Annotated in this window: 11 protein-coding genes; 6 read left to right on the top strand and 5 right to left on the bottom strand. The window is 35.4% G+C overall.

What is annotated here, in order from left to right:
- Positions 1 to 217: 217 nt before the first annotated feature.
- The 6 genes from rpmA to KKC91_05310 are packed head-to-tail and all read left to right on the top strand — an operon-like array spanning position 218 to position 5,206.
- On the top strand, positions 218 to 478 hold the full coding sequence (gene rpmA / locus KKC91_05335) for a 50S ribosomal protein L27 (protein ID MBU0477971.1): 261 nt from the start codon (positions 218 to 220) through the stop codon (positions 476 to 478).
- On the top strand, positions 475 to 1,608 hold the full coding sequence (locus KKC91_05330) for a 1-deoxy-D-xylulose-5-phosphate reductoisomerase (GenBank protein ID MBU0477970.1): 1,134 nt from the start codon (positions 475 to 477) through the stop codon (positions 1,606 to 1,608). Before rpmA ends, KKC91_05330 begins: the two co-directional genes overlap by 4 nt.
- Complete coding sequence (gene rseP, locus KKC91_05325) at positions 1,596 to 2,966, top strand: RIP metalloprotease RseP (protein MBU0477969.1); 1,371 nt, start codon at positions 1,596 to 1,598, stop codon at positions 2,964 to 2,966. Before KKC91_05330 ends, rseP begins: the two co-directional genes overlap by 13 nt.
- Positions 2,917 to 4,008 (top strand): flavodoxin-dependent (E)-4-hydroxy-3-methylbut-2-enyl-diphosphate synthase, encoded by a 1,092-nt coding sequence (ispG, locus tag KKC91_05320; protein MBU0477968.1) that lies wholly within the window; start codon positions 2,917 to 2,919, stop codon positions 4,006 to 4,008. The genes rseP and ispG overlap by 50 nt, the downstream gene beginning before the upstream one ends.
- 30 nt (positions 4,009 to 4,038) lie before the next feature.
- The gene (locus tag KKC91_05315) at positions 4,039 to 4,482 is read left to right on the top strand and encodes a hypothetical protein (protein ID MBU0477967.1); all 444 of its coding nucleotides are present in this window, start codon (positions 4,039 to 4,041) and stop codon (positions 4,480 to 4,482) included.
- A 1-nt stretch (position 4,483) separates the two neighbouring features.
- A complete protein-coding gene (locus tag KKC91_05310) occupies positions 4,484 to 5,206 on the top strand; it encodes a hypothetical protein (protein ID MBU0477966.1) in 723 nt (240 codons plus the stop codon).
- Positions 5,207 to 5,372: 166 nt separating this feature from the next.
- Here KKC91_05310 and KKC91_05305 read toward each other — a convergent pair whose 3' ends face one another.
- From KKC91_05305 to KKC91_05285, 5 genes are all read right to left on the bottom strand, one after another.
- Positions 5,373 to 6,641: an MFS transporter gene (locus KKC91_05305; protein MBU0477965.1), complete on the bottom strand. Its 1,269-nt coding sequence runs from the start codon at positions 6,639 to 6,641 to the stop codon at positions 5,373 to 5,375.
- Between the two features lie 104 nt (positions 6,642 to 6,745).
- Complete coding sequence (locus KKC91_05300; protein ID MBU0477964.1) at positions 6,746 to 8,497, bottom strand: DUF2339 domain-containing protein; 1,752 nt, start codon at positions 8,495 to 8,497, stop codon at positions 6,746 to 6,748.
- Positions 8,494 to 10,908, bottom strand: a complete 2,415-nt coding sequence (locus KKC91_05295) for a hypothetical protein (protein ID MBU0477963.1) — start codon at positions 10,906 to 10,908, stop codon at positions 8,494 to 8,496. Before KKC91_05295 ends, KKC91_05300 begins: the two co-directional genes overlap by 4 nt.
- Before the next feature lie 90 nt (positions 10,909 to 10,998).
- Positions 10,999 to 11,451: a TMEM14 family protein gene (locus tag KKC91_05290; protein MBU0477962.1), complete on the bottom strand. Its 453-nt coding sequence runs from the start codon at positions 11,449 to 11,451 to the stop codon at positions 10,999 to 11,001.
- A 94-nt stretch (positions 11,452 to 11,545) separates the two neighbouring features.
- Positions 11,546 to 12,025, bottom strand: coding sequence for a MarR family transcriptional regulator (locus KKC91_05285; protein ID MBU0477961.1), 480 nt, complete (start codon positions 12,023 to 12,025; stop codon positions 11,546 to 11,548).
- Positions 12,026 to 12,219: the final 194 nt, after the last annotated feature.

Here is a 12,219-nt window from a genome sequence, read left to right as displayed (position 1 = left end):
TAACTCGAAGAGTTATACACAGAACGGCAGTATCCACAAGGTGAAGAGAAGTAGCATAAACAATTTAGGAGATGACTGATAATTTACAGTCCTTAGGAGAGATTGATAGTATGAATTTGCATAAAACTTCTTGCATTACCCAACTGAGTTGCTTACTTGACAATAGATCAGAAAATCAATATACTCCCCAATACATTAAAAAGTCAGGAGATATACTATGGCACATAAAAAGGGACTGGGAAGTTCGAGGAATGGGAGAGATAGCGCAGGTAAGAGACTTGGCATAAAGTGTTCTGGTGGACAGCCCGTAAAAGCTGGCAGTATTATTGTTCGTCAGCGCGGAACAAAATTCTCTCCGGGAAAAAACGTTGGTTGTGGAAGAGATTGGACGTTGTTTTCTAAAATAAGCGGCGTGGTCTGTTTTGAAAATATCAGAGCCAGAAAATGTGTAAGTGTTTATGAGCCAAATGCAAAATGAAAAACATTGCTGTTCTTGGAGCAACAGGTTCAATTGGCAGAAACACTCTTGAGATTGTAGAATCCTTTCCTGACAAATTCAAAGTTACAGCCATATCAGGCAAAGCTAATATCAACCTTTTAGAAAAGCAGATAAACCAGTTTCATCCCAAATTTGTTGTAGTAATGGACGAGCATACGCAAAATCAACTTCGCGGCCGCATCAAAGATAAAAAGATAAAAATAGAATGTGGATATGAAAGTCTCGTCAAAATATCAACACTTGATGAAGTTGATATTGTAGTATCAGCAATCACAGGTATAACCGGACTAATCCCAACCTTAGAAGCAATAAAAAAAGGCAAGCATATTGCGATTGCAGCTAAGGAACTGCTGGTTGCTGCAGGAGAAATTATGCTAAAAGAGGTTAAGGGAAAAGGAGTAAAACTCCTTCCTGTGGATAGTGAACATAATGCCATTTTTCAGTGCGTTGAGGGAAAATCAAAGAAGGATATAAAGAGAATTATTCTTACAGCTTCAGGAGGTCCATTTTACAAAGAAAAAAACTTGCATAATATTAGTCCTGAGCAGGCATTAGCTCACCCCGTATGGGAAATGGGGAGAAAAATCAGCATAGATTCTGCAACACTCATGAATAAGGGATTGGAAGTCATAGAGGCGCATTGGCTGTTTGGAATAGATATATCGAAAATTGAAATCATTATACATCCTGAATGTATTATCCATTCCATGGTAGAATTTATTGATGGGTCAGTATTTGCCTTGCTTGGAATTCCTGATATGAAGATGCCTATTCAGTACGCATTAACGTATCCGGAGCGAATGCCTACACAACTAGAGCCTTTAGACTTAACAGAAATATCTCAGTTTCATTTTTCAGCTCCAAACTTTGACAAATTCCCTTGCCTGAAACTTGCTTATGAAGCAGGTACAATTGGCGGAACTATGCCTGCTGTTCTTAATAGTGCAAACGATGTTGCTGTCAATCTGTTTCTTAAGAAAAAAATAAAATTTTCAGATATTCCTCAAATAATAGAAAAGGTTATGAATAAACATAATGTTATTCAAAATCCACGCCTTGATAATATCCTTGCATCTGATGCTTGGGCGAGGGAAACATGTTTGCTCTAAATTGGCTGATTCATATACTCCCATTTATTGTTGTAATAAGTATTCTGGTTTTCGTACATGAACTGGGACATTTTCTTGTAGCTAAGAGCTTTGGCATTAAAGTAGAAAAATTCTCTCTGGGATTTGGCCCTAAACTTATTGGCTTTCAGAAAGGAGATACAGAATACTTAGTCTCTGCTGTACCTTTAGGAGGGTATGTAAAACTTGCAGGAGAATCTACTGAAGAAAAAACAGGCGCTGATTGTGAGTTCTATTCTAAGGGGCCTTTTCAGAGAATCCTTGTAATACTTGCAGGCCCTTTTATGAATATACTGCTGGCAATTTTTGTCTTCTCTTGTATCTTCTTTGCAGGAATAGAACTACCCTATTTTGAGGCTAAAATCGGAGAAATAGCCAAAGATTCGCCTGGTTCCAAAGCTGACCTGAAAGTGGGAGATACAATATTGAAAGCCAATGGCAAACAAATCGAAGATTGGAGTAAGTTTCAACATATTATCCTGACTCATCCAAATCATGCACTGTCTATACTCATTGACAGAAACGGAGAAAGAAAAAGCATTCAGGTCAAAACAGAGTTCAACAAAGAAAAAGGAGGCGGGTACTTGGGAGTTTCTCCATTCATTCCCCCTGTAATAGGAATTGTTGAGCCTGAAAGTCCTGCATACAAAGCCGGTATTAGAAAAGGAGATGTTGTTCTATTTATTAATGGCAAACAAATGTCCTCGTGGAATGATATGGCAAAGAGTATTCATAACAGTGCAGGAGAGGAAATCTCACTCATAATAATGCGTGAGAAGGAGCAGTTGGAAATAAGTGTTGTGCCTAAACTTAATAAAACACTAAACATTGGTCTCATAGGAATAATTCCTGAATTTAAGACAATAACGCGTAAATATGGGCCAATCGGTGCATTTGTTCAAGGATGCAATCAAACCGTAAACTTGACAGTTCTTACATATAGATCCATATGGATGCTTATAAAGAGGGAAATATCTACTAAAACACTTGGCGGCCCAATAATGATTGCACAGCTTGCAGATAAGCAGGCAAAAGAAGGACTTATTAACCTGTTTTATCTGCTTGCTCTGATAAGTGTAAACCTTGCCATACTTAATTTACTTCCGATTCCTGTACTGGATGGCGGGCATATACTTTTCTTTCTAATAGAAGCTATAAAAGGCAGTCCGATTAGTGAGAAAGGGCTTGAATGGGCAACAAAATTTGGCATTGCGCTCCTTGTAACTTTAATGGTATACGTAACATTTAATGATATTATGAGAGTTGCAAAAGATAAAATAAATATCTTCCATGGAAAAAATACCTCACAAAATAACCAATCATCCTATCAAACGCCGTAAAACCAGACCTATTAAAGTTGGAAACATTATAATAGGCGGAGATGCGCTGATATCTGTACAGTCTATGACAAAAACAGATACCAGAGATATTGGTGCTACAGTTTCTCAAATAAGAAGTCTGGAGAAAACAGGTTGCGAAATTATAAGAGTGGCAGTTCCTGATATCAAAGCAGCAAAATGCTTGGGAAAAATAAAAAAACAGATTAATATCCCTCTTGTTGCAGATATACATTTTGACTACAAACTTGCATTGGAAGCAATAAAACAGGGTGTTGATAAATTAAGACTTAACCCGGGAAATATTTCCAGTCAAAAGCATCTTAGTCTGATCATCTCCGCAGCAGCAGAAAAAGACATAGCAATCCGGATAGGGGTGAATGCAGGCTCAATAAAGAAAAATCCGAAATCCGAAATCCGAAATCCGAAATTAATGGTGGATGAATGTGTTAAATATCTAAAGATTTTTGAAAAGCATAAATTTTACAACATTATCATATCCCTTAAATCTTCAGACGTACTCTCTACTGTAGAAGCTTACAGGCAAATGGCAGGTAAATGCGACTATCCGTTTCATCTTGGTATTACAGAGGCAGGTCCATTGCCTGAAGGGCTTATTAAATCCTCTGTTGGCCTGGGCATACTCCTCTCAGAAGGCATTGGAGATACCATCAGAGTCTCACTTACTGCGCCTCCTGAAGAAGAAGTAAAAGCAGGTTTTCAGATATTACAATCTATCAAACTCAGAGAATACGGCCCGGAAATCATCTCCTGTCCTACTTGTGGCAGATGCAAAATTGATGTTATAAAAATTGTAACTAAACTAAAAAAACAACTTAGTTCTATCAGTTCAACATTGTCACCCATAAAAATTGCTGTCATGGGTTGCGAGGTAAATGGGCCAGGTGAAGCCAAAGAAGCAGATATTGGAATTGCAGGAGGAAAAACCTCAGGGATTCTATTCTGCAAGGGCAAAATAGTTAAAAGAGTCAAAAAAGAAAAACTTGTTCAGGAACTGATAAGCGGAATCAGGAAATTATTGTAAGAGAAGCATCCCCAAAAAGGATAAATAAAAATGGCTACTACAATTTTAATTTGTTCTATCTTAGTATTGATCATTGTTGTTGCATGGCGGTTAATAATAAAACGAATTGAAGAAAAAGATTTTTGGCCTATTCTTACAATTTGCCTTATAGCTATTGTAGGGTTAATTCAAATTGATATTAAGTATAATGAAATAGTCAAAAATAAAATAAATATTAAAAACCTTACATTAACAGCTGTTGACGTTATGGCATACACTATCGGACGAACGGGGAAGGTTTATTTAGGAGATGATTATGGTTTGATAGAAGTTTATAAAGAAGCCAGAAATAAATTTTACAAATTGTTAAAGGAAAGTGGATTTAGTGAAGCGGAAATTGATGATGCATTGTCAAATTTAGATGAAGTAATTGAGAATGATGTTAAATTGAAATTGGAAGAGATGGAAAAAAGAGGAATAAAAAAGGAGAAATAAAATGCATAAAAAGAAATTACTTCAAAAATTAAAAGCTTTATTAGAAATAGAAGAGGTTAAAGATGGCTTTCCCTCTCAACATGCGTGTATTGATTGGGCTAACAAAGTTGCGCCTTTACTAAAATTTGATCAAGAATACTATGCTAACTTTATGCAAAATGCACACAAAATGAATCTTAAGCTTTCCTCATATACTTTAGTGCCAGCTTTCAATATCATGGTTAGCCAGTTGCAGATGGCGATAAATGAATTAGAAGATGAAGAAGATGAAGTGGTTGGAAATATGGGCAACTCATATTCATGGATTACTATTGCAAAAGAATTTGGAATTACAAAGAAAGAATTTGGCCGAAAAATTAATTTTGTAAAAAGTGACTTCCAAAGAAGTATTATATTTCGTGATATAGAGCATGCATATATATTAGCAAAAAATGGGTTTTCAAAACCATCTGTAATTTTATCGGGTGCCATAATTGAAGAATTATTAAGGCAATATCTAATCCAAAAGAAAATAAAACCTTCCGATAACACATTTGATGAATATATTAAAGCATGTCGAAATAAAGACATCTTAAAGAAGGCTATACATAGCTTAAGCGATTCTGTTAGATATTTTAGAAATATTGTTCATATAAAAGAAGAAAAAAGCAAAAAATATTCAATATCCAAAGCTACAGCAATAGGAGCTGTATCGTCTATTTTTACTATTGTAAATGATTTTTAAAACTCCATAACAATGCGCTGGAAAGGAAAAGCGGCACCGCGACCTTTAAAAAAAAATGTCAAATCTTTAACCCCCCGGATTTCCCAATCAATTCGCAGAATGACAACGAGATTGCTTCAGGATTTCATCCTTCGCAATGACGGGAAGAATAACAGATAACCGCCAGCTAAAGCAGGCGGTTGCGAGGACACAAAACTGATATAAGGGCCAAAAACCGCGAGAAAGAATCTGGTAAAAGCAAAACTATATAAATTGTAGATATAATAGTTAATCCGCCAAGAAAACCAAATGCTCCGGCAGGAGATAATCCAATCACTTCAAGAATTAACCACAACATTCCTGAAGCTGCCAAAATACCCGTGAAGGACAGGAAGTTAGTTGTAGCCAGAAACTTACCTCTTGAATCTTTCGGGCTGTTTTCCTGAATATACGCATTGAGCGGAATAACAAAAAACCCACTGGAGATACCAAGAAAAATAAGGCAAATAACTGTGAAGGGAATAGATGTATATGAAAATGCAAGAAGTATTGAAAAAATGCTTAATCCAACTGAACCCAATGGTACAAATCCAAACTCAATCCTTCCGCTTGAGAGCTTTCCAGCAAGAAAACTGCCTATGCCCACGCCAAGAGCAACTACAGTGAGCAATAATCCTGTTGCAAGCTGTGAAACATGCATCATCTTACTGGTATATAAGAGGATATTTAATTGAAATAAAGCTCCTAGAAACCAGAAATAGACTATGCCTGTCATAGAAAGATACATCGGGCGTTTTTCCTTTACAATCTTTATTGTGGACCAGATATCGCTAAGAAAATTTATTTGGAATTTGCGTTTTGACCCGGATGGAAGAACCTTATGAATGTAAAAACTTGTTATTATTCCCAGTAATGAGATTATAATGAATGCAATTGACCCAAGATATGCTTTTCCTTTAACTGCTGTCATCAGAAACCCTCCGAATGCCATGCCGAGAATTATTGCCAGAAATGTCCACATCTGCATAAGCCCATTACCTTCGGAGATTTCCTCCTCAGTAAGAACTTCCGGAAGAATTCCATATTTTGCAGGGCCGAAAAAAGCACTCTGTGTTCCCATCAGGAAAAGTACTGCATAAATAAAAGCAAAGTTTCCCGAGAACAGTGCAATCATGCCCAGTGCCATAATGGCAAGCTCTGCAAATTTGGCATAAATCATAATGGTTCGTTTACTAACCCGGTCAGCAAAAAAGCCGGAATAGGAAGAGAAAAGCAGAAACGGCAGGATGAAAAATGCGCTTGCGGCGCTCAGATATTGAGCTCCTGCAGCGCTCTTTATCATATGCTCTACTGCAATAAAGGATATTATCAGCTTAAATGCATTATCATTAAACGCGCCCAGAAATTGAGTTGCAAGAAGAGCCTTAAATCCTTTACTTCGGAGATTCTTACTCATAAAACACTTTAATCATCTCTATTAAGAACGCTCTTCTTATTGCATCATAACCCTGATTATTTGGGTCTTCAAGCATGATGATTCTTCTTGGATTAGCTTCAGCACTATGTCCCAACTACCCTGTCTTTTATCTTATTATACAAAAATGATATTAGTATCAGGATTACTCCAAGAACTATGAAGGAAATCATGCGGTATATTTTCCCAAGATTCCACAAATCATAAAAGAAGACCTTTAGTATTGTTAGTCCAAGAAGTCCCATAGCACTTACCCGAATATATTTATTTCTCCATACAAATCCTCCTGCCATTAAAACTGAGGCATATACTGTCCAAAAAATAGAAAAAAACATATTTCTCTGATTATCAAAACTTTTGTGCAACATCTCTCCCAAGTATTTGTAATGTCTATATATCTCAGAGTTAACATACCAGAAGAATTGAATTATAGAACTTGCAATCAAGATTTTTTCTAAGTTTTTTTCAATATTAGTCATATTAAATTTAAACCTATGATATAAAAATCCTGCAAAAGCCGTTGAACATGCAACAATGAAATGAGTAATAAAGCGTTGATTAATAAAGAAAGTTTTTTCTAAAACGGGTGAGACACTGAGATCAAAAAATGTAGATTTAAATATTGCCAGATACAGCATAAGAAGACCAAATGTTCTAGACCATACACGATTAAATTTTAAACCTAGATAGATCACTCCTGCTCCGCATACAGCCCAACCGAGCTTAAGCCAGTATGAGTCAAGATAAATTCCAAGCCCCCAACCAACAAAAATTATTCCCAAAGCTTCATAATATCCTCTTATCATTTCAGAAAAAGACTTTTTATTTAGGGACAATGCTATGTACCCTACAGCAAGCAATCCCATTACAAAACCAGCTTGATTCAAATAGCTATTTTTCAGTAAGGAGTATTGAATGATATTAAATAAAATTGAATTCCCAATAATTATTATTTCTTCAAATCTTGATGCTTTTAGTTTCCACTTAATAAGCTGGATGTTTGTTAATCCCAGAAAATATACATAAAACAAGATAGCTCCTAAAAGCACAGGTGCTATTTTGGCGACAGGATATTGTTGGAAAGAACACAATCCGAATACAATATATGTACCAGTAAACATGATAGCGTTTAATACACGCCAGTTTTTATATCTTGCTATTACTCCAAAAGTAATATCTATAACCAATAAATAGCCAAATAATCCCAATAAATTCGGTTTATCCGTATGAACAAGAATCGGGACAAGAAAGGCACCGATAAGGCATAATATACCCAGAGACAGAGAATTATGGCGCATTGACATATAGGAACTTCCAGTAATTATAAGTATTAGGAGAATGAATGCAGCCGGAAGCGAAATCAGATGGTAATAATTATATCCCACATATATTGATAGATATATTATAGCTGTTCCAAGGCCTATTAAGCTTTGTGCAAAATTTTTTAATTTTTGTCTATTGAAATACTCACCCAGCCCGATTATAAAAATACCGGATACCACCCCCAATATTATTCTACCTAATTCTTTTATCCATTGATGCTCAAAAGCATATTTAAGAAAAAAACTAATACCTACAAGAAACGCAAATATTCCGATTTTGTTTAGCAAATTACCTCCAATAAGCAACTCAATTTCTGAAGGAGACTTTGTTTCTCTTTTAGTAGGCATTTTGTCAATTGATGGTTTAGCAGGAGGCGCCTTTATAACGGGCGGTTCAACAGTCTCCGTCTTTACATTCCCGGATAACCTGTTTTCCAGCTTTCTTATTTTATCAGACTGAGTCTGATTTGATTTTTTGAGTTCTTCTAATTCGTTCCTGATTTGTTCATTATTCATATTCTTCCCTTTCCTTTATTCCCTACTGGTATTTTAAAATATAAAAGTCTCATATGCTTTTTATTATGATCTTTCTCATAGCCCAAGAAACCTTTTAACAGATTAACTTTAATCTTATCTTTTTGCTTAAAATAATCATACAGCATCCATATTTGGAGCTGCCTTTCTGAACTAGATTTGTAGTGACGATACAATCGGTATAAAATAAAGGATTCTTTATATTCATTTTTCACGCCCTGAATGTGATAAAAAGAGAAATAAGGTGCCCAGTTAGCTTCATATCCTTCAGGATCTTCCAATGCGGGAAATGGAGAAACCAGAGATAAAGAGTATTTTCCTTTATCATCCATTCCATAACCAAGAATCGGCCAGAGTTTTGTCTTTTGCACAGTCTTGTTATTATCTTCTTCCCTTTTGCTCCAATACAGTGGAAAAAATCTCTGTCCTGTAAACTTTTTACCCTCTTTATCTTTGTTAACAATGATTTTACCCAAAGGCCACAAGAATGAATGCCTTGATCCAAATCGTTCTTTATTAATTTTTGAAGTTTCTTTCTGATATTTATATAATGGCCACAAACCGATAGTTTTTAAATTATTTTTTGCGTCGTACTCTAAGCTTGGCTTAATCTCGTAATCGTCATCCAAGATACTAACCTTTTCGTTTTCTTTTGTATATTCACCGATTGGAAAAATAAAATCCCAATCCCACTTCGACAGTTTATTGTTCCTTGAGACGTATTGTTTTGGTCTTCCCAAAAGAGGCCAAATAAAGTAATGACCTGCTTTGCCATTAAAATTCTTGTGGTAATAAAGCGGCCAGAGAGCAAGGCCTGATCGTTTATAAGCTATCTCTTTTGTATCTGAAGGTTTTGTGTCCTTCTTATTATCAGGATACGTTTTTGTTATAACCTTCCCCTTTTCATCCCAGCGCCATAAGACTATACCTGTATGGTCACTCTTATAATCGCGTTCATAAAAATCCCTATAATAAGTTTCTTGTTTGTGCTTCTTATAACATATGAGTCCCTCACTCTTTTCCAAGTTATCACTTAAAAACCAGTATAATGGCCACATCAAGTATCCTGATTTTTTTTGACCTTTTATCTCTTTTTTGAAGATAGGGAATATTCTGATACTAGACATTTTGCATTTTTGTGAGTAGTTTTTAGAATATTTTCCTAACGGCCAAAGAAAATGCGTCTCTGAATTTTTAACTTCCTTTTTATTATTATCATTAAAACACTTAGTATTGAGATAAAGAGGGAAAAGAGCCATGGTTGTGGATTTAGATTTCCCCTCGTATTTTCCTCCTATAGGGAACACAAATAGATATCTGAAATTCCTCCCATGTCCTTTGAAATAAATAGGAACAATCCACAAATCTTTCTCTTTAGCAGCTAAATCATTTCTATAATAGGTATTTATAAACCAAAATGCTTTTCCTTTAGGCTTATTACCATAATAAAACACAGGTATAATGCAATAATTTTTTTCGTCACCATCGCGATGATAATAAATAGGGAATAAATAAAACTTTTTCTCATGATCGCCATCACTGGAATAGTAAGCAATCGGCCAAAAATAGGCTTTCTTTTTGCCATCGCTTTTATTGTATTTTCCTAATGGCCAAAGAAAATGTGTCTCTGAATTTTTAACTTCCCTTTTGTCGCTATCCTTAAAATTTTTAAAATTAAGATAAAGAGGAAAGAGAGCCATGGTTTTAGACCTCGTTTCTCCCTGATGCTTCCCTCCTATTGGAAATACAAACAGCCATCTGGAGTTTTTATCATATCCTCTGAAATAAACAGGAAAGAACACTTCGGTTCTTTCTTTAGCATTCAAGTTATTTCTATAGTATGTGTTTATAAACCAGAATTCCTTCTTATTGGGCTCCCTACCATAATAAAACAAAGGGCTGAAAATCCTTTTTGAATATTCATCCATACGCATGTAGAAAGGAAATAAGTAAAAATTTTCATCCGAATAATGAAACAGTGGTATGATGCTATAACTTTTTTTATTTCCGTCGCGATGATAATAAATGGGGAACAGGTATATCTTCTTTTCATCGTTATCTTTGGAATAGTAACTGATCGGCCAGAAATAGACTTTCCTTATGTCTTCTCCTTCACTTGAGTATTTTCCAAGAGGCCATATCAAATCCAGATTGTACTCATTCCCCTCAGATGCTGAATGAAATAATGGTCTTAATGCAAAAGATGTTTCATCAGGCGCATGTTTATACATAGTAATCGGCCAGAGAAAGTTAATTTTGGTTGGATTATCATCATAGGTAAAGATCGGCCACAGATCCACCTTATCCTCTTGCCATAATGGATATGCAGTTCTGCACAAAAAGATCATTAAGAAAAGATACAGGAAACTGGCCATATGTTTTTTCTTCATCATAAATTTTCCTCCTTAATTTTCACCAAAAACTTTAATCATCTCTATTAAGAACGCTCTTCTTATTGCATCATAACCCTGATTATTTGGGTCTTATTTACCAAATTTACGATATCCAATAAAGATGAGAATTACAAAAGCAACCAGAAGCGACAAAAATCTCATCCAGTCCTGTAATTCCGACCAATACCAGCAATAACCATTCAAAAGAGTAAAAATTCCCCCAAATATGAGCCCTGTCCCAATACTTTGAACTGCGATGACAGAACCAACGATGATTGCAGCTATACCTATTGGAGCAGCCACGAAAAATAAATGCTTTTCAAAGCGTTTTTCATGTTCTTTTCGCTGCTTTGTCAGTTGCGATTTCTCTTTTTCAAGCTTTACTTTTTCAGCGGGAGTTGCTCTTTTGTAACGTTGAGAATAGTTCTCAATCTGATAGTCTTGCCACTTCACACGTGGGCTAAAAGTACTTACACCATAATGAACCATCATTGGCAGAACAACCGCGATTCCAAATCCTAGGGCGATTTTTTTTGCAATCATTTTTCATTTCCTCCTTGTTAAAATTAACATTTTATCAAATTTTTCTGATTTCAGCTAACATAGTTCTCCCAATTTTGACTTTTGTATTTTTATATTATCTCACCTCCTTTCCCAATCTTTCTCTTATCTCCGTTAAACACCCAATAACCTCATATTTCCTATTATTGGAAATATGTTTTATTAATGAATTTGTTTTTTCAATATGCAATGGCCAGATTTTCTCTATTAATTCCTCGCCTTTTTTAGTTATCTTTATTCTATTTGATCTCCTATCTTTAATATCAGGGATTCTCACAACCAGCTTATCTTTCTCCAATCTGTCAATAAGCCCTGTTATATTAGCTCCTGTCACAATAAGTTTTTCTGATATTTCTATTTGAGATACACCGTCTTCCTTGCCAAGATGTTCAATAAGAACCAACGCGTTGAATTTTGCGGGTGTAAACTTAAATTCTTTGTAGAACTCTGAAAATTCCTTGGTAAGCATAAGATATGTTCTGGCTATATTGTAGACAAACTCCTCGTTTTTGTTGATCTGTTCCGGATTAAAGCCCATCTCTTCAAATACGCTCATTTTGTTTACTCCTTAATAGTTAATGGATTAATTATATATACGTTAATGAAACTTTGTCAAGAAAAATCCTTCGCTTTGCTCAGGAAGCTTTCACAAGCGGGGAACCGTTACGGTTTTCCACAAGAATAATCACTTTATCTCTATCATCTCGCCGCAATTGGGACAATGCAAATAGCTTTGACCATCATCATGAT

Source organism: bacterium, from assembly GCA_018812485.1.
GTDB lineage: Bacteria > JAHJDO01 > JAHJDO01 > JAHJDO01 > JAHJDO01 > JAHJDO01.
The sequence above is the reverse complement of the archived record's forward strand: the minus strand, read 5'-3'. Positions and strand labels throughout refer to the sequence as shown.